17 protein-coding genes are annotated in these 21,818 nt (G+C 69.9%); 6 read left to right on the top strand and 11 right to left on the bottom strand.

Features of this window, described 5'->3' with window-relative positions; genetic code table 11:
- Positions 1-131: 131 nt before the first annotated feature.
- The 3 genes from HNR67_RS02085 to HNR67_RS02095 are packed head-to-tail and all read right to left on the bottom strand — an operon-like array spanning position 132 to position 2,231.
- Positions 132-1,229, bottom strand: coding sequence for an MAB_1171c family putative transporter (locus tag HNR67_RS02085; RefSeq protein WP_185000360.1), 1,098 nt, complete (start codon positions 1,227-1,229; stop codon positions 132-134).
- 17 nt (positions 1,230-1,246) lie between these two features.
- Positions 1,247-1,765, bottom strand: a complete 519-nt coding sequence (locus tag HNR67_RS02090) for a hypothetical protein (protein ID WP_185000362.1) — start codon at positions 1,763-1,765, stop codon at positions 1,247-1,249.
- Between the two features lie 13 nt (positions 1,766-1,778).
- Positions 1,779-2,231 (bottom strand): helix-turn-helix domain-containing protein, encoded by a 453-nt coding sequence (locus HNR67_RS02095; RefSeq protein WP_185000364.1) that lies wholly within the window; start codon positions 2,229-2,231, stop codon positions 1,779-1,781.
- Between the two features lie 168 nt (positions 2,232-2,399).
- Here HNR67_RS02095 and HNR67_RS02100 point away from each other — a divergent pair, with 168 nt between their 5' ends.
- Together HNR67_RS02100 and HNR67_RS02105 are read left to right on the top strand one after the other, a co-directional pair.
- On the top strand, positions 2,400-3,017 hold the full coding sequence (locus HNR67_RS02100) for a GGDEF domain-containing protein (protein ID WP_185000365.1): 618 nt from the start codon (positions 2,400-2,402) through the stop codon (positions 3,015-3,017).
- A 60-nt stretch (positions 3,018-3,077) separates the two neighbouring features.
- Positions 3,078-6,293: an AfsR/SARP family transcriptional regulator gene (locus HNR67_RS02105; protein ID WP_185000366.1), complete on the top strand. Its 3,216-nt coding sequence runs from the start codon at positions 3,078-3,080 to the stop codon at positions 6,291-6,293.
- A 65-nt stretch (positions 6,294-6,358) separates the two neighbouring features.
- Here HNR67_RS02105 and HNR67_RS02110 read toward each other — a convergent pair whose 3' ends face one another.
- The 5 genes from HNR67_RS02110 to eccCa form a co-directional block, all read right to left on the bottom strand.
- Entirely contained in the window at positions 6,359-6,640 is a 282-nt protein-coding gene (locus HNR67_RS02110; protein WP_185000367.1) for a WXG100 family type VII secretion target, read from the bottom strand.
- Between the two features lie 65 nt (positions 6,641-6,705).
- Positions 6,706-7,059 (bottom strand): WXG100 family type VII secretion target, encoded by a 354-nt coding sequence (locus HNR67_RS02115; RefSeq protein ID WP_185000369.1) that lies wholly within the window; start codon positions 7,057-7,059, stop codon positions 6,706-6,708.
- Between the two features lie 95 nt (positions 7,060-7,154).
- On the bottom strand, positions 7,155-7,550 hold the full coding sequence (locus tag HNR67_RS02120; protein WP_185000371.1) for a hypothetical protein: 396 nt from the start codon (positions 7,548-7,550) through the stop codon (positions 7,155-7,157).
- Between the two features lie 44 nt (positions 7,551-7,594).
- Positions 7,595-9,340: a type VII secretion-associated protein gene (locus tag HNR67_RS02125; protein ID WP_185000373.1), complete on the bottom strand. Its 1,746-nt coding sequence runs from the start codon at positions 9,338-9,340 to the stop codon at positions 7,595-7,597.
- Between the two features lie 13 nt (positions 9,341-9,353).
- The gene (eccCa, locus tag HNR67_RS02130) at positions 9,354-13,370 is read right to left on the bottom strand and encodes a type VII secretion protein EccCa (RefSeq protein WP_185000376.1); all 4,017 of its coding nucleotides are present in this window, start codon (positions 13,368-13,370) and stop codon (positions 9,354-9,356) included.
- Between the two features lie 242 nt (positions 13,371-13,612).
- Here eccCa and eccD point away from each other — a divergent pair, with 242 nt between their 5' ends.
- Both eccD and mycP read left to right on the top strand, forming a co-directional pair.
- Entirely contained in the window at positions 13,613-14,989 is a 1,377-nt protein-coding gene (eccD, locus tag HNR67_RS02135; RefSeq protein WP_185000378.1) for a type VII secretion integral membrane protein EccD, read from the top strand.
- Positions 14,989-16,428 carry a type VII secretion-associated serine protease mycosin gene (gene mycP, locus HNR67_RS02140; RefSeq protein ID WP_185000379.1) on the top strand — a complete coding sequence of 480 codons (1,440 nt, stop codon included), beginning with the start codon at positions 14,989-14,991 and terminating at the stop codon, positions 16,426-16,428. The genes eccD and mycP overlap by 1 nt, the downstream gene beginning before the upstream one ends.
- Positions 16,429-16,505: 77 nt before the next feature.
- Here mycP and HNR67_RS02145 read toward each other — a convergent pair whose 3' ends face one another.
- From HNR67_RS02145 to eccB, 3 genes are all read right to left on the bottom strand, one after another.
- On the bottom strand, positions 16,506-17,612 hold the full coding sequence (locus HNR67_RS02145) for a hypothetical protein (protein ID WP_185000381.1): 1,107 nt from the start codon (positions 17,610-17,612) through the stop codon (positions 16,506-16,508).
- Positions 17,609-17,929: a hypothetical protein gene (locus HNR67_RS02150; RefSeq protein WP_185000383.1), complete on the bottom strand. Its 321-nt coding sequence runs from the start codon at positions 17,927-17,929 to the stop codon at positions 17,609-17,611. The genes HNR67_RS02145 and HNR67_RS02150 overlap by 4 nt, the downstream gene beginning before the upstream one ends.
- An 83-nt stretch (positions 17,930-18,012) precedes the next feature.
- Complete coding sequence (eccB, locus tag HNR67_RS02155; protein ID WP_312986240.1) at positions 18,013-19,716, bottom strand: type VII secretion protein EccB; 1,704 nt, start codon at positions 19,714-19,716, stop codon at positions 18,013-18,015.
- A gap of 190 nt (positions 19,717-19,906) precedes the next feature.
- Between eccB and eccE the strand changes: the two genes are divergently transcribed.
- Both eccE and HNR67_RS02165 read left to right on the top strand, forming a co-directional pair.
- Positions 19,907-21,088: a type VII secretion protein EccE gene (eccE, locus tag HNR67_RS02160; protein ID WP_312989489.1), complete on the top strand. Its 1,182-nt coding sequence runs from the start codon at positions 19,907-19,909 to the stop codon at positions 21,086-21,088.
- Positions 21,085-21,810: a hypothetical protein gene (locus tag HNR67_RS02165; protein WP_185000390.1), complete on the top strand. Its 726-nt coding sequence runs from the start codon at positions 21,085-21,087 to the stop codon at positions 21,808-21,810. The genes eccE and HNR67_RS02165 overlap by 4 nt, the downstream gene beginning before the upstream one ends.
- Positions 21,811-21,818 lie beyond the last annotated feature (8 nt).

Here is a 21,818-nt window from a genome sequence, read left to right on the forward strand (position 1 = left end):
GCTAACGGGCGTCGTGATCCGGACTGCACAGGTGTGACCGGGCCCGACCAGTGTAGATGACGCCGGAGATGATCCTGACGGGTGGGGGCGCTCCGGCCGGTGAGCAGCGTCACCGGCCGTTCACCGCTGGTTCAGACGGTGGCCGGGGCCCGGCGCAGCTCGGTGGACAGCGCGAGCAGCTCGCGCACGTCGTCGTCCAGCCCGTCCCCGGCCGGCAGCGCCAGCGACATCGCCTGCGGGGCCACCTCGGTGCCCTCGGCGTGCGCGCGCAGCCCGGCCCGCAGCGCCTCGGCCAGCGAGAGCGCCTCGGACTCGGCGCGCACGTGCGCGAGGTAGGGGCTGATCCGCACCAGCCCGTCCCGGCACTCGATGACCCGCCGGTAGTAGCGGCGGTGCACCCCGCGCAGGCTCAGCGCGTCCCGGACCGGCCGGACCGGGCCGCGGGTCAGCGAGTCCTGCGGGAAGGCCCGGTGCAGGGTGGTCCACAGCGGCCGGAGCTGGTGGTAGACGCGAAGGTGCTGCCACCACACCCGGAAGGCGGCCAGCCGCATCAGCACACCCGGGTAGCTCACGCCGATGATGAACATCAGGATGCCGGGGAAGAGGATGAAGGTGGACAGCGTGCGGGTCCAGTCCGGCATCGGCACGCCGGCCCACATCAGCGCGACGGTCAGGCAGGTGCCGCCCGCAGCGGCGATCAGCAGCACCTCGCCGATCGAGGTGATCAGCAACCCGGTGCGCAGCCTGCCGGTGGCGCCGCGGGCGTAGCGCCGGGTCCAGCGCAGCGCCACGGCCACGCCGTAGGCCAGGTAGGCGTCGGCGAAGAGGTAGAAGCCGGCCACGGTGGCGATCGAGTAGCCGCCGGGCCCAGGGTCGGCGGGCGCGGAGAAGGTGACCGCGGCCAGCCCGGCCAGGCAGACCAGCAACGGCAGCGCCTGCCACCAGGCCCGCACCCTGGCCCGCGCCGGGTCCAGCGCGGTGAACATGAAGAACAGCACCAGGGTGTAGATCACCGTCATCAGCAGGCTGTACTGCGCCCAGCTGTAGAAGATGACCGCGATGGTCGGTTCCGCGGTGCTGCCGGCGAGCAGGCCAAGCGGGTAGGCGAACCCGGCGGCCACCAGGCAGACCGTCACGATCCGCAGTGAGCGGTCGTGCGGGGCCCGGCTGAACTGGTAGAGCTTCCAGAACAGGGCGCCGTAGAGCAGCACGCCCTGGAGCACGGTCATGACGATGGTGGTCGGGTTCACAACCAGCCCAGCCGGTCGCCGAGCGCGTTCTCGATCCGCTTGGTCGGTACGTCGGCCGAGTCCCCGGGCGCGACCCGGTCCAGCACCGATGCCCATTCCAGGATGATCGTCGCGACGGTCTCCGCCTCGAGTTCCTGCGAGTCGTCGTAGCTGGTGCGGCGCAACGCCCTGCGCACCGCGTCCGGCTCGATGTCCGGGTAGAGCGCGGTCAGCATCGGGTCGTCATGCCCCTCACCACTGCGGTGACCGGCCAGCAGGTGGCCGAGTTCGTGCAGGATGATGTGGTTCTGGTGGGATTTGGTGGTGCGTTCCTGGTACAGGATGTAGTCGGCCGTCTCGGTGGCGATCCACACCCCGAAGGGCCCCGGCACCGGGATCGGGTGCGCCACCAGCCGGATCGGTTTGCCGCGCCGCTCACCCACGCGACGGCACAGCTCGGTGACGTCCAGCGGTGGCCGGATGTCCAGTTCGTTGAGCAACCGCCGGCACCGACGTCGTAGATCGCGTTCCCGCACGGGACCGCCCCTTTCACCCGCCCGCGTTCTCGCCCCGCTCGGCCTGTTCGAGCCGGTAGACGACGTCGAGCAGGTCCATGACCTGTCGGCGTCCCTGTGGAGAAAGTTCTCCAGCACGCATGGCCATGAGCTGCGCCTCACTGCTGCCCGCGAGCTGGCGAAGCCTGTGCCGCTCTTCCTTCAGATCGGCCAACTGGCGATCGACCCTATCCGTAACCTCGTCATCAAAGAAGTAGCTGACAGGAACTCCGAAGAAACCTGCCAGAGCTTGCAGATGTTTGAAGGTCGGATTGTCCTTGTTTCCCTTGCGCAGCTGCCAGATGTAACTCTGCGAGATCGTCACACCACTGGCCGTGATGGCAGCTGCCACGTGCTCGTTGCTGTACTCCTGCCCCGCCCTCGGCGCCGACACGGCGAAGAGGTGGTTCAGCTTGCCGGCCAGGCTCTGACCTGCCCGCTCAGCCATGGGGCCTCCACTAGACCACTTCGAATATTTTACTGATAGAAAGGGCCATCCGGGTGACGGCTTTTTCCTCAGTTGAAACCCTGGTACACCAACCATAGACTTCGGAAGTGACCAAGCTCAACCGTCGTCCAGCAGGTTGATGACCGCAACACGTGCCCGGCATACGAGATGAACTCGGTGGGGGTCGATCCGGCGATGTACTCAGGAACCACTGCTGACACAGCCCACGGCCTCAGCTGCCATGCCTGCGGCCAGCCGTACGGCTACTGGGCGACGGACCCGCTGACCGGCCTGCTCGACCGCAGGGGCTGGGCCGAGCAGGCGCCAGCGGCCTTGCACCACGCGGGCAACCGGGAAAGCGTCCTGCTGGTGGTCGACCTGGACCGGTTCAAACTCGTCAACGACGAACACGGACACCTGGCAGGGGACTCGGTGCTCCAGGCGGTTGGGCAGGTCTTACGGTCTGTCGCCCACGACAGCGGTATCGCGGCGCGATACGGCGGTCACGGCGGCGATGAGTTCCTGGTCTTGTTCCCGGCGAGCGACCGGCAACGGGCGATAAGGGCAGCGCGCCGGATCCGGGCCAAGATCAGGGAAATGGCCGTCCCGGTGATCTCTACCGACGGGAGGCCGGTAGTGATCACTGGGATGGCCGCCTCAATCGGTGTGGCAGTCCACACCCCCGACCAGGGCCACGACCTGATGTCCCTGGTCCGCCGCGCCGACGCCGCGGTCCTCCAGGCCAAACGCAGCGGCCGCGACCAGATCGCCCTGGCAGGCGACTGACCCCAGGCCACCGGCGCCGACCCTGGTTAGCATCACAGCATCTCGACAGGGGGGCTGTTGATGAGACCCGCATTCGGCGTGCTCGGACCACTACTGACCCCAGCAGGCCCGATCGGCGCGACCAAACACCGGATCCTGCTGGCCTGCCTGCTGCTGCGGGCAGGCGAGGTCGTCCCGGTCGAGGAGCTGACCGGCCACCTGTGGGAGTTCGACCCCCCGGCCCAACCCCGAGCCGCGATCCAGACCTACATCCGACGCCTGCGCCAGTCCCTCGGCCCAACGGTGATCCAGACCGCGGGCCGCGGCTACCTGGCGGACATCCCACCGGAGTCGGTGGACGTGTTCCGCTTCCGCGACCTGACCCGGTCGGCGGAGACGGCGGATGCGGCGGACCGATCCCGGCTGCTCGGCGAAGCACTGGGGTTGTGGCGGGGCCAGCCGTTCGCGGACGTGCCATCGGCCTCGTTGCGGGCGGACTACGGCGTCCGGCTGGCAGCGGACCGGGTCCAGGCGCTGGAACTGCGGTTCGCGGCCGAGCTGGAACTGGGTCACAGCGGGGACCTGGTGGCCGACCTGCGCGCGGCGACCACGGAGAACCCACTGCACGAGGAGTTCTGGGCGCAGCTGATGCTGGCGCTCTATCGCGCCGACCGGCAGGCGGAGGCACTGGAGGCTTTTGCCGAGGCGGGCACGGTGCTGACCGCCGAACTGGGCGCCGGGCCGGGTGCCCGGCTGCGCGAGCTGCACCAGAAGGTGCTCACCGCGGACCGGTCACTGGCACCGCGGGCGGCCAGGTCGTTCCAGTTGGCCGCCGTACCCACGCAGCTGCCCCCGGCCATTCCCGACTTCGTCGGCCGGACGAGGCTTCGCGCCGAACTCGCCGACCTGCTGCGCCGATCGGCGTCGGTGGTCATTTCCGGCCCACCGGGAGTCGGGAAGACCGCGCTGGCGACAAATGTCGGCCACACGGTTCGCGGCGAGTTCCCCGATGGCCAGCTCTACGTCAACCTCCGTGGCTTCGCGGCAAGCCCACCGATCCCCCAGGCTGAGGTGCTGTCCCAGTTCCTCCGCGGCTTCGGCATGCCGAGGGAAATGCCGCCCATCGCGCCGGACCGGCTTGCCAAGCTCCTTCGCGAACACCTGACCGGACGGCGAGTGCTGGTCGTACTGGACAACGCCGCGTCCGCGGAACAGGTCCGAGACTTGTTGCCGCCGCTGGCCGGCTGTGCGGTCATGATCACAAGCCGGAACGAGCCAGCCGGGCTGACTGATGTCGAACACCGTCGGCTGGACGTGCTCACCGATCCGGAGGCCCAGTCACTGTTGATCTCAATGCTGGGCCGATCCGCCATCGAGTCAAACCCGGACTCGACGCGGGAACTCACCGGCCTGTGCGGTTACCTGCCACTCGCCCTGCGCATTGCGGCCGCGAATGTGACCGATCCGTCCGCGACGGCTCTGCACGACACGGTGGCCGCTCTCCGCGCGGGCAGCCGCTTGACCGCCCTCGCGGTCATCGGCGACGAGCAGGTCGCCGTACGCACCGCTTTCGACCTTTCCTACGATTCCCTGGACGCGGATGCCCGGCAGTTGTTTCGCTTCCTCAGCCTAGTTCCAGGACTCGATTTTGACGCGCGGGCAGCGGCGACACTGCTGGACCGGGACAACACGGAATCCACCCGGCTACTCCAGGTCCTGCACGCCGCGAATCTGATCCTGCACCAGCATCATGATCGCTACCAGTTCCACGACCTCCTGCGCGAGTACAGCACTGAACGCCGAAACTCGACCGATCCGACGGAAACGCAGTTCAACGCCAGCGGGCGGCTTCTCGACTACTACCTGGTCAACACGGACGCGGCCACCAGACTGCTCAACCCCGGCACCTCCCGGCTGCCGCAATCGGCTGACAGGGTGCGTGCCCTGACCCCGCGGAACCCGGAGGAGGCGGCGAACTGGCTGGCCAGGGAGCAGTCGAACCTGGTCGCGGCGACAACCAGGGCGCAGGAGTTCGGCCATTCCAGAAAGGCATGGGAGCTTGCCGACGCCTTGCGTCCACATCTCCTCAATCGATCCTCACACGCCGACCGGACGGCCGTCTCAGAGGCCGGGCTTTCCGCGGCCGAAGCAGACGGAAGCCCAACAGAGACCGCGGCGATGCTCTACTCCCAGGCACGCACCCACTTTCTCGCCAATGAATTCCACGAATCCCGTAAACTCGGCGAAAAAGCCCTGAAAATATTCCTTGCCGCCGACCTGAAGGACAACGCGGCCCATGCTCTGCTGACTCTCGGTTCAGCGCATGGCAGACTGGGAAATATCAGAACCGCACTCGATCTTTTCCTCGAAGGCGCCAGGCTCTTCACTGATACCGGCAATTCCCTCGGCCACGCCGTGACACTGACCAGCCTGAGCGCCTGCCACTGGTACCTCGGCGAACTGGAGGAGATGGTCGCGGAGTGCCACAGCGCCATGGCCATCAATTCGGCGACCGACAACCCGAATCTCCGGATCGAAGCCGTGGCCAGGCTGAACCTGGGTGGGGCTTATCGAGAGATGGGCATGAATGAGAACTCACGGGTGGAACTCGACCAGGCCCTGCGAATATACCAGCAGTTCGAGCTGGTCAACGAGGTAGCCGTCGTCCTCGCTTCGCAGGCGCAACTCGAACTCCAGATCGGAAACTATTCCGCCGCAGTCCGTATCGCCGAAGAGTCCATCCAGGCCGGGAGTGAATCCGGTACCCACTGGGCGCTCACCCGGGCACTCAACGTCCTGGCGGCGAGCTATCGGAACACAGCCAGGGACCGGGACGCACTGTACTCGGCATTTCGCGCACTGAGGCTGGCCAGGACTATCCAGCACCTGGAAGGCGAGCTCGATTCGATGATCGAGATCGCCACCTGCCACCTGAAAGCACGAAAGTACCGGCAGGCCGCGCGCTACCTGACCATCGCCCGCAGCCGGGGCCACGGGGGCGACTTGAGATTCCTGGCGCAGAAGGCATCGGTTCAGCTGGCCCATGCGTTGTGCGGAATCGCGGAATTCGCCGCGGCCACCGTCCACGCTCGGCAGGCACTGGAATTCTTCGAGTCCACGAAGAGTGGCCCAGGCGCCGCGCGGGCCCACCAGGCTCTCGGCGTGGCGATCCTCGGCACCGGAGCAGTCGCCAAGGCGCTGCCCCACCTGGAGGCGGCGGCGAGCCTGTTCGCCGAGCTGGGCATGCCCGAGGCAGTCGAGGCGCAGGCCATGGTCACCACCACGCACCTCGGCTGACGGACATGACTTGGCCCCGAGGCGAAATCGCCTCGGGGCCAGAAGTTCGTCAGGTCAGAGCCTGGTCACCAGGAGCCGGCGGACTTCGACTCGTTCTGCTGGTATGCCTCGGTGGCGGTGCCCAGCGCGATGCCGATCTTGGCCAGGATCTCCTGCAGCTTGACCGCGGAGGTGTCCCACGCCTTCTGGTGGACCTGGTACGCCTCGGCGGCGCCACCGGTCCAGGTGTTGACGAGCGGCTGGAGGTCCGACTTCAGGTCGTCGAGCTTGGTCTGCAGGTTGCCCGCGGCACGCTGGCAGCCGGACTGACCCTCCTGGAGGGCGCCGAAGTCAATGTTGATTTCCACGTTCAATCCCCTTTTGGCAAGTCTTACGAAGAATGTGTGCGAAACAGCGGAACTGGAGCAGGAGGTCAGCCGTCGAGGCCAGCGGCAATGCTGGAGATGTTCGACGAGGCTTCCTCTTCCTGGAGCATGTAGCCGCCGGACTGCTCCTTCAGGGTGGAGGCAATGCCGCCGAGAGCCTGGTTCAGCTTCTCGGTCTCGGCGCCCCACTGCTCCATCAGCTTGCCGAAGGAGGTGGCGGCGGAGCCCTTCCAGATGCCGATCAGGGGCTCGAGGCCGCTGCGCAGCGAGCGGAGCTCGGAGGTGATGTCGTTGTTCACCTTGTCGACGTCGACTGCCGCCTTGGCCATGCCTTCGGCGTCAAGACCGTATCCACTTGCCATTTTGAGGAACCCCCTGGTTGGGTCGTTCTTGTCGGACATCGTTGTGACGCTGACACTGCCATGGTCGGTTCCATCGCGTTGTCAGGTTTCCGGAAGCCGTTGCGACAGTAAACGTCGCGGGGCGGAACCCGGGGTCAGTAGAGGATTTGCTCCTGGGAAAAGTCCTCGTCATCGCCGGTGCGGCGGGGGTTTTGCATTCGGGATGGCCAGGCGTTGGCGCCCTTTGTTTGCTTTTGCGTTCCCCGTTCGGGGGATGGTTCTGGGGGTGGGGCCAGTAATTGTTCGCCATCGGGAAGGTCTTCGACCGGGAGGCGCTGGGCGGTGCGGAAGTCGGTGGCCTGGGTGCGGGCTCCCGGCTTGGTGAGGTCCTCGCGGGCTGGGGTGAGCTGGCCCTTGCGGATCTGCTCGGTCAGGTCGCGGGTCTGGCCGCGGAAGGTGTCGCTGTGTTCCCTGGCCTCGGCGGCGGCACGGCCGCCCCGGTCGACGGCGGCGTTCACCTCGGCCCGGAAGCGGGCGATGACCTCGTGCACCGGTACCTGATCCCCCATGACGCTGTTGCCCTTCTGAACCGCTCTCAACCTGCGACCGACAGGGTCGCGACCACCTGTTCGCAGCCGGCGCGAACCCGTTCCCGTCCTCCGCCCGAGGACTGGCAACCGACCGTGACCTGGGCCTTGCCCTGGAAGACCACGTAGAAGTCCACTGTCGCATCACCGGCGGTGCGCCGGTAGTAAACGACGTCCTTTCCCGCGAAGCGGTGATTCTGGTTGAACCCGGAGTAACCGTCGGCCTCGACCTTCTGGTACTCCGACCGGAGTTCGCGCAGGGCGCGGCTACGGTCCGTGTTGCTGTCGTAGGTCAGGGCGCGTTCCTCCACCGCCACCACGTCCGAACCCGCGGTCTCGCCGTCCGGGCGGAGCTGGACCTTGCGGGTCGGGCCGTCGCCGCCTGCCTGGTACCAGCCCGCCGGCAGGCTGAACCGGTAGCTGTACTGGGCGATCTGCTGGTCGGACGGGGTGGTCGACTGGCTGGTCGGGGTGGGGGTGCCGCCGGTGCTCGCCTGGGGGTTGCCGGTGGTGGTCAGGGCGACCGTGATGGCCACCGCGGCGACAGCCGCGACCACCGCGGCGCCGATCAGCCAGGGTGCCTTGGACGCCTTGGCCGGGGCGGGGGGTGGCGGCTGGGGTGGGGAGTAGTGCGGCGGTGGGGGCAGGCGTGGGGGTGGCTGGGGTGGGAGGTTGGCGGTGCGGTGTGGGTCGACGGCCACGGCGCGCAGGGCGCCGCGGGCGACCACGGTCTCCGGCTGGTCCAGGGTCGTGGGGACTATTCCGGTGGCTTCGTGCACCAGGCGGGCCACCAGTGGGATCCGGCTGGAGCCGCCGACCAGGAAGACCGCGCTGAGCTGGGCCGCGGTCAGGCCCGCCGACTGCACGGTGGCCTGGACCAGTTCGGCGGCCCTGGCCAGCGGGGTGTGGATCAGGCGTTCCAGGTCGGCCCTGGTGACGTGCGCGTCCGGGAACGGGGGCGGCAGCGGCACGTCGGTGTAGGCGTGCCGGGACAGCGTCTCCTTGGCGCCGCGCACGTCCTGGCGCAGCACCCGCCTGCGCCGCCGGTCGGCCAGTTCCCTGCCCTCGACCAGCGAGCGCCAGCCGTCCGGGTCGACCGCGCGGACCAGCACGCCGACGTGTTCGAGCAGCAGCTGGTCGATGTCCGCGCCGCCGAAACCGGGATCGCCCCTGGTGGCCAGCACCTGGAAGGACTCGCCCTGCCTGCGCACCACGCTGGCGTCCACCGTGCCGCCGCCCAGGTCGAGCACTGCCAGCGCCGCCCCGTCGGAGAGCACGTGGCCTGCCGAGTGGAACACCGCGGCGGCCACCGGCTCCGGCACCAGCACCAGCTCGTTGGCCAGCCGGTTGCCCGCCTGGCGCAGCACCCTGGTGCGGATGGCGCCCCAGTCCGCGGGGTGGGTGAGCACCAGCAGGTCCACCGGGGCCCCGCCGGCCAGTCGCCTGGCCTCGGCGACCGCCCTGGCCAGCACCGCGCGCACCACGTCCAGCACCGGCAGCACCGCGCTGCCCAGCAGCAGCTCGCCCTCGTCGATCCGGCGCTTGGGGTTCGGCTCGTAGCGCGAGGGGTCGACCGCGGCCTGCCGTTCGGCCTCGTGACCGACGAACAGGGTGCCGTCCGCGGCGGCGTACACCGCGGACGGCATCACCGAGTCGGCGCCGTCCACCACCACGAGCTGCGGTTCCCGCCCGTCGACGGACACCGCGACACAGGTGCTGGACGTCCCGAAGTCGATCGCGACGCGCAGGCTCAACGAGCCCTCACTCTCAGTCTCCTGGCAGGTAGGCGACCTGAACGAGCGCCTGACCGGCCTTGCGGCTGACCAGGGTGCCGCGTCCCGGCGGCATCTGGGACGGTTTCACGTTGCCCAGCAGCGCGCCCTCGTCCCGGTTACCGCTCATCACAATGCCCGGACTGGCCTGCTCGCGCAGCTTGCCGATGATCGGGTCGAACATCGCCCGGCTGGCGCCGCCTGCGTTGCGCGCCAGGATCACGTGCAGGCCGACGTCCTTGGCCTGCGGCAGGAACTCCGAGAGCGGGGCCAGCGGGTTGTTGCCCTGCGGCGCGACCAGGTCGTAGTCGTCGACGATCAGGAACAGCTCGGGGCCGGTCCACCAGGACCGGTTCTTCAGCTGTTCCTGGGTGACATCCGGACCGGGCAGCCGCTTGGTCATCGACGCCTTGATGTCGTTGACCATGCCGCCGAGCTGGTTGGACGAGGCCGCGTAGGCCAGCAGCAGCTCGTCGGGGACGAAGCCGAGCATGGTGCGCCGGTAGTCGACCATGATGATCCGGGCCTGCTTGGGCGTGTACCGGTCGCAGATGCCCTTGGTGATCGCACGCAGCAGCGCGGTCTTGCCGGTCTCCCGTTCGGCGAAGGCCAGGAAGTGCGGCTCCGCGTCGAAGTCCAGGTACATCGTGGCCAGCTCGTCCTCGTTGATGCCGATCGGCACCAGGTGACGCGGCAGCTCCGGGTTGACCTGGAGTTCCTCGTAGTGGAGCACATCGGGCAGCATCCGCACCCGCGGCGCGACCGGACCCCGCCAGCTGGCGGTGACCTTGGCCGCGGCGTCCTGGATGCCGGCGCCGACGTCCTCCGCGTTGGGCATCGCGTCGATCCGCGGCAGCGCCACCAGGAAGTGCAGCTTCTCCACCGACAGACCGCGGCCTGGCCGGTTCTGCGGGATGTTCACCGCCACCCGACGGTCCACTTCGGACTCACTCGGGTCGCCGAGGCGCAGCTCGAACCTGGTGCCGAGCAGGTCCTTGAGCGCGGGCCGGATCTCCGCCCAGCGGGTCGCGCCGATCACCACGTGCACGCCGAAGGACAGACCCTGGGAGGCGATGCTGACGACCTGCATCTCCAGGTTCTCGAACTCCTGCTTGAAGTTCAGCCAGCCGTCGATGACCAGGAAGACGTCGCCGTAGAGGTCGCCGGGGATCTCCCCGCGCCGCTTGCGGTTGCGGAACTCCACCATCGAGTCGATGCCGAGATCGCGGAAGCGCTGCTCACGCTCGTTCATCAGCGAGGTGACCTCGGCGATGGTCCGGCGCACCTTGTCCGGGTCCAGTCGCCCAGCCACGCCACCCACGTGCGGCAGGCCCTGCAACGAACCCATGGTGCCGCCACCGAAGTCGAGGCAGTAGAACTGCACCTCCTGCGGGGTGTGCGTGAGCGCCATGGACATCACCAGGGTCCGCAGCACCATCGACTTGCCCGACTGCGGGCCACCGGCCACCGCCATGTGCCCGGCGCCGCCGGACAGGTCGGCCCACAGCAGGTCCCGGCGCTGCTCGTACGGCTTGTCCACCACGCCGATCGGCACCGTCAGCCGCCCGTTGCCGAAGAAGCCGGGCGAGGTGAGCCCTCGGTCCTCGGTCGGGGCCAGCATCGGCAGCAACTGGTCCAGGGTGGGCGGTTCCACCAACGGCGGCAGCCACACCTGGTGCGGTTTGGGGCCCTGGTTCTTGGTGCGCTGCACCACGATGTCCAGCTCGGAGGGCTCCACCGGGGCGTCCGGCTTCTTCTCCTCCTTGGGTTTCTCCGCGCTGATCGGCCGCACCGGCTCCTTCGGGATCTCCACGAAGTCCGGCACGAACAGCTTCGGCCTGCGGTCGCCGCCGACCGGCGCGGAGGTCTGCACGGCCTGCATGCCCGGCGGGCGGTACGGGCCGGAGACGTAACAGGCCTTGAACCGGATCATCGGTTCGGTGGCGCCGTACTTGAGGTAACCCGAACCCGGGATGGACGGCAGCTCGTAGGCGTCCGGGACGCCGAGCACCGCGCGGGATTCGGAGGCGGAGAAGGTCTTGAGGCCGACCCGGTAGGACAGGTGGGTGTCCAGACCGCGCAGCTTGCCCTCCTCCAGCCGCTGCGAGGCGAGCAGCAGGTGGATCTGCAGCGAGCGGCCCAGCCGGCCGATGGCGACGAACAGGTCGATGAAGTCCGGCTTGGCCGAGAGCAGCTCGGAGAACTCGTCGATGACGATGAACAGCGCGGGCAACGGGTCGAGGTCGGCGCCCTTCTCGCGGGCGGCCTCGTAGTCCCAGACGTTCTTGAAGTTGCCGCCGTTCTTCAGCGACTCCTGCCGCCGGTTCATCTCACCGGCGATGGCATCGCGCATCCGGTCGACCATGGTGAGGTCGTCCGCCAGGTTGGTGATGACCGCCGCGACGTGCGCCGCGCCGTCCAGACCGGCGAAGGTCGCGCCACCCTTGAAGTCGATCAGGATCAGGTTGAGCTGCGCCGAGGAGTGCGTGGCCATCAGGCCCAGCACCAGCGTGCGCAGGAACTCCGACTTACCGGAACCGGTCGCGCCGATGCACAGGCCGTGCGGGCCCATGCCGCCGACCGCGGCCTCCTTGATGTCCAGCTCCACCGGCTGACCGAACTCGCCGACGCCGAAGGGCACCTTGAACCGGTCGCTGATCGGCTTGGGCCGCCAGGCCTGGGCGATGTCGAAGGTCATCGGGTCACGCAGGCCGAGCAGCTCGAACAGGCCCACGTTGGAGCTGAGCAACGGCTCGTCCTCGTTGGCCTCGCCGCCACCGGTCGCGGTGCGGTACGGGGACAACCGGCGGGCCAGCGCCTCGGCCTCCGGCACGCTCAGCGCGTCCGGCGCGCCGAACCACTCCACCCCGCTGGCACTGCGCGCGCCGAGCCGGGTGGGCTCCACGACCAGGCGCAGGCCGCGCCGGGAGGCCAGCGAGCCGAGGCTGTCGGACAGGTCCAGCAGCGTGACGCCGGTGAACCCCTCCGTCATCAGGATGTTCTCTTCCCTGGTGACGTCGCCGTCGTCGATGACGATCACGATGTGCGGCTCGTCGGTGCTCGGCGGCGCGTTGCGGGTGAACCGCTGGCGGTCCCGCAGCGGCTGCTCGAGCTGGTCCAGCCACTCCTCGACCTGGGCCAGCGAACCGGCCATCATGCGCAGCTGGCCGATGCCGTCGACCAGCTTGGGGTGCTGGGCGTGCGGCAGCCACTTCGCCCATTCCCACTCGGCCTTGGTCTTGCCCGCGGTGACCACCGCGATGAGCAGGTCCTCCGGGGTGTGGAAGGTGGCCAGCTGGGCCAGCATGGCCCTGGCCAGCGGCCGGGTCAGCTCCCTCTCCCCGTGCAGGCTGATCGCGGCGAACCCGCGCATGGTGATCGAGATCGGCAGGTCCGGCACCAGCGAGTGCGCGCGCACGAAGCGGCGCAGGGCCAGCGTGGAGATCGGCTCCAGCTCGTCGACCGGGCCGGTCTGCGGCGGGACCAGTCGGGTGGCCAGCCGCTGGGTGCCGACGCAGATGCGCACGTGCACGAAGTCCGGGTCGTTGGCCCGGCGCTCCCACATGCGGCGGCTCTTCTTGGCCGTGAGCGACCACAGCATCTTCGGGTCCGGGTGCACCCACTCGCGCTCGGCGCGCTGTTCGGCGATGGCCTCCCTGGCCCGCTGCCGCATCTGACCGAGGTAGCGCAGGTAGTCCTTGCGGTCCTCGTTCATCTCGGCCTTCTTCTGGCCCTTGCCGCCCCCGCCCATCCCGCCGCCGGCCATCATGCCGATGGTCGAGATCAGGAACATGCCGCCGAAGAGCAGCGACTGGGGGTTCTTGCCCCCGGTCTGGAACATGAAGATCATCATGCCGACCGAGGCGACGATCATCACGAACGGCAGCACCTTCATGAAGATGTTGCCGGGGATGACCCTGGGCACCTCGGGCGGCGGCTCCAGGTGAACCTCGCCGCCGGGGGGTCGCGGCGGGCTGAGCCGCGGCGAACGCTTGAACTGAAGCGTGCTCACCGAACGGATACCTCTTAGTCGCTCGTCATCGGCCAAACCGGTCACCCGCCACCCAGACGGGGGCCCAGGGAGACTTTCCTACCCCATTCCACCCGAACCCGGGGTGCCGGGAACACCGGTGCGGCCATACTAGGGGCGCTCGCCGACCGCTAGGGCCAGTTCGGGCAATGCGCCCCGAACCGGGTACGAATGACGCGGCACGAGCCGAGACCGACCCAAGTACACGAGCAAGGGGGCGCCTGGTGGCGACCGGGACGACGGTGTTCAGCCGAGTGACCGTGGTGGCACCGCGAACGCGCATCGACGTCGCGCTTCCCGCGGATGTCGCGGTGGCCGACCTGCTGCCGATGCTGCTGGAGATGGCCCAGGAGAACAGCCCGGACGGTGGCGTGCGCCACGGCGGCTGGTGCCTGGCCAAGATCGGCCAGGACCCGCTGGAGCCGGGCCGCACGCTGGCCTCGCTGGCCGTGGTCGACGGCGACATCCTGCAGCTGCGCCGCCGGGTGGAGAACCCGCCCAAGGCGCTCTACGACGACGTGGTCGACGCCATCGCCGACGCCGACCCGGACAGCTTCCGGGCCTGGGACGCCGACACCGCGCGCCGCCTCGGCCACTGGGCAGGCGGCCTGGCCTTCATCGCCGCCGCGGCCACGGTCTGGCTGGCAGGCGCGGCCTTCCCGCTGGCCGCCGCGATCACCGCCGGCGTGGCCGCGATCGTCTCGGTGATCGTCGGGGCGGTGGTCGTGCGCTCCTACGCCGCACCCACCACCGGCCTGATCATCGCCGCCACCGGCGGGCTGCCGATGGCCTTCGTTGCCGGGCTCTACGCGGTGCCGGGGGTGCCAGGCGCGGCCAACCTGCTGCTGGCCTTCGCACTGGTCGCGGTGGTCGGCGGCGCGGCGCTGATGGTGATCGGCGCGGGCGTGTCGGTGTTCATCGCCGCGGTCACCGTCGGCGTGATCGGCCTGCTGACCTCCACCGTGGCCATGTTCGTGGACTACCCGCCGCACGGCTTCGGCGCCGGCGCGGCGGCGGCCGCGCTGGTGGTGCTGTCCACGCTGCCGCAGATGACCATCAAGATGGCCAAGATCCCGCTGCCGCACGTGCCGAGCAACGCCGAGGACCTCAAGGAGGACCAGGGGTTCCCGGACTACGAGGTGATCGAGCGCCGCGCGGGCCTCGCCCACGAGTACATGACCGGCATGATCATCGGCTGCGGCCTGATCGCCGCCGGTGGCGCGGTGCTGGCCGGGACCATGCCCAAGTTCTGGGGCCCGATCTTCGGCGCGGTGGTCACCGCGGTGCTGCTGCTGCGGGCCCGCACCTACGCCAACGGCAGCCAGGCGGTGGCGCTGCTGTCCACCGGCATCCTGTCCGCGGGCGGTCTGCTGGTCGGCTGGATGCTCACCGCCAGCCCGCTTGGTCAGCTGCTGTGGGTCTTCGGCACCCTGATCGTGCTGGCCACGCTGGGCCTGGTGCTCGGCGTGGTGTTCCCGAACCAGCGGTTCTCCCCGCCGATGCGCCGCTCGGTGGACATCGCCGAGGCGGTCTTCATCGCCGCGGTGCTGCCGCTGGCCCTCGCGGTCATGGAGCTGTACACCGCGATCCGGAGCCTGTGATGCGGCGGTCGCGCCGCGCCGCGGCGCTGACCGGCGTCGTGGCCGCGATGCTCGCGATCACCCCGGTCTGGGTGGCGCAGGCCCAGCAGCCCTCGACCTCGGCCGCCGCCCAGCCCGACGACGTGTTCCCGAAGCCCCCGGACCCTGGCGCGCCTGCCGGGTTCGCGGCCGCGACGAAGGACATGCCGTACGAGCAGAAGCAGAACTGCATCGTGCCCGGCAACAACGGGCTGACCGTGGAACCCCGGCCGTGGGGCCAGATGGTGCTGCAGTTCGAGAAGGCCTGGCGCTTCGCCACCGGCAAGAAGCAGAAGGTCGCGGTCATCGACACCGGCGTCAACCCGCACCCTCGGCTCAAGGGGCGGCTCGAGGGCGGCGGCGACTACGTCCAGGACGGCAGGAACGGCACCGAGGACTGCAACGGCCACGGCACCCTGGTGGCCGGGATCATCGCCGCGGACAACGACGACAGCACCGAGGGCTTCAAGGGCGTCGCACCGGACGCGAAGATCCTGGCCTTCCGCCAGACCGACCCGTTCTGGAAGGCCAAGGACGCCCGGACCGGGCAGGAACGCTCCGCCGGCAGGCTGGACACGCTGGCCCAGGCCATCCGCCGGGCGGCCGACGACCCCGAGGTCACGGTGATCAACATCTCCGAGACCATCTGCGGGCCGGTCGGGTCGCTGGCCGACCAGACCACGCTGCGCGGCACCGTGCGCTACGCGGTGAAGACCAAGAACAAGGTCATCGTGGTCGCGGCCGGGAACACCTCCGAGGGCGACGAGTCCAGCAGCTGCAAGCAGAACAACTCGCCGGGCCGGGCGAACGTGGTGGCCAGCCCGGCCTTCTTCGACGATGACGTGCTCACCGTCGGCGCGGTCACCTTCGAGGGCGAGCGGGCCAACTTCTCCATCGGCGGCCCGTGGGTGGACATCGCCGGGCCGGGCACCAGGATCACCTCGCTGGACCCCGGCAAGGGCGCCACCAAGCTGGCCAACCGGATGCTGGACAACAGCGGCAAGCCCACCGAGATCCAGGGCACCAGCTTCGCCGCGCCGTACGTGGCCGGGGTGGCCGCGCTGGTGCGCGAGCGGTACCCGAATCTCAGCGCCTACCAGGTGATGTCCCGGTTGCAGCAGACCGCGCAGCACCCGGCTGGCAAGGGCGGCCGGGACTTCTACCTCGGCTACGGCATGGTCGACCCGATCGCGGCGCTGACCGCGGTGCTGCCGGAGGAGGCAGGTGTGACGCCGGTGCCGCCGGTGCGCGACACCATGCCGCTGAACCCGCCGCTGGAGAAGGACTGGACGCCCATCGTGGTCGCGCTCGCGGGCGCGGGCGGTGGGCTCGGCCTGCTGTTGCTGACGCTGTTCATCGTGCACACGGTGCAACGGGACAAGAAGGGCGAGGAGGAGTCCGCACTGCGGCCTCTGCACTAGCCCCGCGAAACGACAACGGTGGCCGTCCCCCGGTTCGGGGGGCGGCCACCGTCGTTCATGGACAGTCGAGTGTGGACTCAGTCCTCGCCGATGACCGGCGGCGCGGCCTTCTTCGGCTTGCCGAACAGCTCACTGGAGCTGGCCGTGACCCTGGTCTTGGACTTGTGCTCCTGGTCGCCGCCCTGACCGCCGCCACCCGCGCCCATCATGCCGCCCATCGGCATCATGCCGCCCATGCCACCGGCCGCGGGCGCGCCCGCGCCAGGGCCGATCGGGCCTGCCGAGGCCGCCGCGGGCAGCGGACCGCCCGCCGGGCCCTGCACCGCGGAGGCGGCGCCACCGGGGGCCAGCGGCGCGGCGGGCGCGGCGCCCGCACCACCACCGGCCGAACCACCGCCACCCAGGCCACCGCCACCGCCGCCGAAGCCGCCACCACCGCCACCCGCACCGCCGCCGCCCTTGGCCGCCTTGGTGCCGTCCTCGGTACCGGTGGGTGGTTTCGGGGCGTCGAAGGACCAGTTGCCCGCAGGCATGGTGTGGGTGAGCTTGAGCGCGGCGAAGGCATCCGCCTGCTCGAAGCCGTCGCACAGGCCGACCAGGGCGGAGAGCACCTGGCGGGCCGCCTCGAACAGCTCCTTGGTCGGACGCTGCTGATCGTCCAGGTACTTCTTGGCCCTGGCCTCGCCCTGCACCGGCACGATCATCGCGGCCGAGACGTTCTCCGCGCTGTCGGCGAGCACCTCGACCAGGTCCCGCACGATCTGGCGCAGGCCGTCCGCGGTGGCGTCCAGCGCGTCGGCCAGCGCGACCATCGCGTCGGAGACGCCGGTCCCGGCCAGGCCGACCTTGCGCATGTGGTCCAGGAAGGCGTCGGAGTCCGCGCCGTCCCACACCGAGTCCAGCCCGCCCAGCGGCCCGGTCACCCGGACCGAGACGTCCTCAAGGCCACGGGCCGCACTCCGCCAGCGGGCGGCCTCGGCGTGCATGTCGTTCCACTGGCCGACCACCGGGCCGAAATACTCCTCGACCGGATCGGACACCCCGAGCTGGCGGGCGGTGCTGGACAGGTAGTTCAGGTGATCGTCCAGGCCACGGGCCACCGCCCGGCCGTCCGGACCGCTGCCCGCCGAGGAGACGGTGAGCGGCTCGGGGTGCGCGCGCAAGGAGTTGAAGTCCACGGTCACCGCCCGCCCTCGGTGCGGCGCAGGCCGGCGGTGCTGTCGAACTCGCCGCCCTTGTAGTGGCTGACCACCTCGCCCAGCTCCACCCCTGCCGAGCGCAGCAGCTCGGCAGCCCGGTTGAGCTGACCGCGCAACAACTCCGCGGCCCTGGCGTAGGACTCCGCGCTGCCCACCTCCCGGCCCAGCTCACCGAAGGCGGCCGGGCCGAGCGGGCTGGTGTTGAGCGAGCCGGCGGCCCGGCCCAGTTCGTCACCGGCCGCCGTGACCTGCTTGGCGTACCCGTTCAGCCAGTCGGTGTCGACCCTGACCTTGCCGGCCATTCCAGCCCCCATTCCCGGTGCTCGTCCGCACCGGATCGGACGGCGCGCCCGCGTGCCCGGTTCCCTCTCCGGCCGAAAGCGGCTCAGCCGCCCGCGGCCGGATTGGCGGTGGGAGTCACCCGGCGCTTGCCACCGGTGTCCTCCAGCTCGACCGCGTCGAACATCCGGGCGGCTTCCTTCGGGTCCAGGGTGGGCCCGGTCGGCAGTGTGCGCAGGATGACCTCGGGCGCCGGCGCGTAGTTGGTGCCAAGGCCAAGGCCCTCCGCGGTCTTCTTGTCCGGGATGCCGAAGCGCACACCGCGGTCGGAGACCAGGAAGATCGGGCCCTTGTCGAAGTTGTTCTCCGAGGTCGAGCTGCGCACCACCGCGGCCTTGCCCGGCGGCATGAAGAACTTGTCCACCTTGTCCCCGCTGCCGTCGGCCTGGGCCAGTTCGACCGCCCTCAGCTTCGGGTCCGGGGTGGGCGTGGCGTTGGCCAGGCCGACCCAGGTGACCGGCTTGTTGTTCTGCACACCCCAGTTCAGGCAGGTGGTGGTCTGCTCGGAGATCGGCACGATGGTCGGGACGACCTTCGGGAAGTCCTTCATGGCGACCGGGTTCTGGGTGTTCGGCGCGTTGTTCACATCGGCAAGGGACACCGTCGGCCAGCCGCCGCTGGTGCTGGAGGCGGTCTGCATGAGGTCGGCAACGGCCTGCTGGATCTGCTGCACGCCGTCCTTGAGCAGCAGGTAGTAGGCGTAGCTGGAGTCCGCGCGCTGGGTGCGCACCACATCGCCGACCTTGCGGCCGCCGGTCATGGTGTACGCGCTGATGCTGCTGCCCTTGTCCGGGACCTCCAGCGCCTTCAGCTCGTTCACCTCGGGGATCGAGTTGATCAGCGCGGTGGAGGCCAGTCGCGGGGTGGGGTTGCTGATCCGCAGCGCGCCGGTGATCACCTTGTTGGTCAGGTCGATCTTGGCGCGCACCGCGCCGGCGCCGGGCAGGCCCTTCTCCGGGTCGCTGGCGAAGACCAGGTAGGTGGTGCCGGTGGGGGACTTCAGCAGCAGCCCCTCACTCTCCTTGAGCCTGCGGCCCAGGTTGGTCACGCCACCGAAGGCGGTGGTGTCCACCGCTGGCTTCTCATCGCCGCGCACCGCGCTCTGGTCCACGGTCAGCTGATCGCAGACCCCCCAGTCGGGTGAAACCAGTTGTTCCGGCGTGGGCAGCAGCTCGGGCGCGCCGGGGATGCCGGTGAAGGCACCCCTGGAGACCCCGGTCAGCGCGCCCTCGTCCACCGTGGTCGGCGTGGCGCCCTGACCGGCTGCGCCACCGCCCATCGCCAGCAGCAGCAACTTCGCCGAGGCCATGTTCGGCGTCGCGACCAGCATCTTCGTCGGGTTGTTGATCGCCACGTACACGGCGCCCGACTGCTTGCTGATCACGATGCCGTTCTCCGGCGGCACCTTGCCGGTGGGGTCCAGGTAGCCGTAGACGAGGAACCCCAGCACGCAGACCGCGGCCAGGATCGCCCCGACCACGGTGGCCCGGGTCTGGGTTCGGGTGGGTTCGTGCAACATCACCGCGTCCTTGCGGACCAGCGCGGATTCCATCCTGCGAATCACGAACTGGTACGCGTGAACCTGGGACTTGGTGGTAGGTGTTGAGGGCATTCTCGGCCTGCTGCTCTCCCGGTCGCGGTACGGTTCGGCAGGATAGCCGGATCGGCGGGTCGCGTGGGTGCTGTTGGGGGAACCCGACACTCCTTCGGCGGAGCCCGGCGCACGCACATAGTCCACCGGCTGCCACATGCCAGGTCCATCAGGGGAGCGTTTTCGTGCCCACGAGGGGAACTACAGAGGGCGGATGTCCGTGACCACACCTCAGTCTGCCCAGCAGCGTCCGCCCGCGCCGCCGAACCCGGCGGCCATGGCCGGCGCCGTGCGCACCGTGATGCGGGCCCGGCGGCGCGAGGTCGGCGCCACCCTCGGGGCGCTGCCGGTGGCCAACCTCATCGTGCTCGAGGTCGGCGTCGCGCTCGGGCTGGTCGTGCTGGCCATCAACACCAGCCTGCTGCCGGTGGGCGCGGGCGTGGCCGGGCTGGCGCTGATCCTCGCGCTGACCCGCTGGCGCGGGCGCTGGCTCACCCAGTGGATCAGACTGACCACCAGTTTCCGCTTCCGCTCGCACACCAGGGTCGCGCACCCGGTGCCGCCGGAGCTGGCCGTCTCGGCCGCCGACACCGACGCCAAGGTCACCAGCACCGAGGACGTCCGGGTCGGGCTGCTGCGGCTGGCCTTCCCGGACCTGGTGGTCGCGCACAGCAAGGACCACGAGGACCGGCCGATCGGGCTGGCCTGGCACGAGGGCACCTGGACCGCGCTGCTGCTGGTCGACCCGGCGCCGCAGATGGTCTCGCACGTGGGCGCCACCCCGCCGCTGCCGCTGAGTTCGCTCGCGCCCTGCCTGGAGGACCGCGGCGTGGTGCTGGACTCGATCCAGGTCATCACGCACTGCTACCCGGGCAGCGCGGCGCTGCCGCCGTCCTCGCCCGCGCTGGCCTCCTACCTCGAGGTGCTGGGCCCGCTGCCCGCGGCCGCCCGGCGCACCACCTGGATCGCGGTCCGGCTGGACCCCAAGCGCTGCCCCGCCGCGGTGCGGGAACGCGGTGGCGGCGTGGTCGGCGCGCACCGCGCGCTGATCGGCGCGGTCTCCCGGGTGCGCAACGCGCTGGAGTCCAGGGGCGTGCCGATCCGGCCGCTGGACGCCGACGAGCTGCTGCGCTCGGCGACCTCCGCGGCCGAGCTGAGCAGTGCCACCGGCACCGGCAAGCCGGTCAGCCTGGTCGAGGGCTGGACCGGGGTCACCGCGGCAGGCATCGGGCACGCCAGCTACGCGATCACCAGCTGGTCCAACAAGGGTGTGGCGCAGAGCCTGAACGTGCTCACCGGCATCCGCGCGCTGTCCTCAACGGTGTCCGTGGCGATCGCGCCGAGCGGGGAGACCGGTCAGGTCGGCCTGCGCGGGCTGGTGCGGGTCAGTGCCCGCAACCCCGCCGAGCTTGAGGCGGCCGACGCGCGGTTGCAGCAGGTCAGCAACCACATCGGCATCACCTTGACCCCGCTGCGGGGCCAGCAGCTGGACGCCTTCGCCGCCTCGTTGCCGCTGGGAGGGAACACATGAGCAGCCGCATGATGGAGAACAAGGCGGCCGACCTCGGGGTCGCGCCGGAGTTCCTGGTCGCCCCCGAGATGCTGGACGCGATCAGCCCCTCCGGCGACCGCGGCGGCATGGTGCTCGGCTCGGGCATCAAGGGCGAGCCGCTGACCGTCTCGGTGCTGCGCAACCAGCCCACCCGGATCGTCTCGGTGGGCGGGCTCTACCTGGCCCGCCAGGTGGCGCTGCGCGCGATGGCGATCGGCGCCTGGGTGGTCATCGCCACCGGCCGTCCGCAGGCCTGGCAGATGCTGACCAGGGCAGCCGGACAGGGCCCTGAGGCGCAGCAGATGCCACTGGTGCAGATCCGCAGGCTGTCCCCGATCGAACTGCCGAGGGCCTCGGAGGACGGGCCGCTGCTGGTGGTGCACGACGGTGGCGCGGTGCCGCAGGAGATGTTCCCGCCCCGCTCGGCCTGGCAGACCACGCTCTACGTGCTGCCGTACCTGCACCCGCAGGCCTCGGCCACCGCGAACAACGCCGACCTGGTGCTCATGCAGCGCCTGCCGGTGGGTCAGGCCCAGCTGGCCGGGCGGATCTGGCGGCTGCCGCCGCCGATGGTCAACCAGCTGACCCAGCTCAAGGACGACGGTGTGGTGGCGCTGGGCGCGAACCTGTGGCGTCCGCTGCGACTGGTGACCACGCCGAAGGAACAGCAGATCCTCGGCCCGGTCCGCCGCGGCGACTGACGTGGACG

Origin of the sequence: Crossiella cryophila (assembly GCF_014204915.1) — a bacterium.
Taxonomy (GTDB): Bacteria; Actinomycetota; Actinomycetes; order Mycobacteriales; family Pseudonocardiaceae; genus Crossiella; species Crossiella cryophila.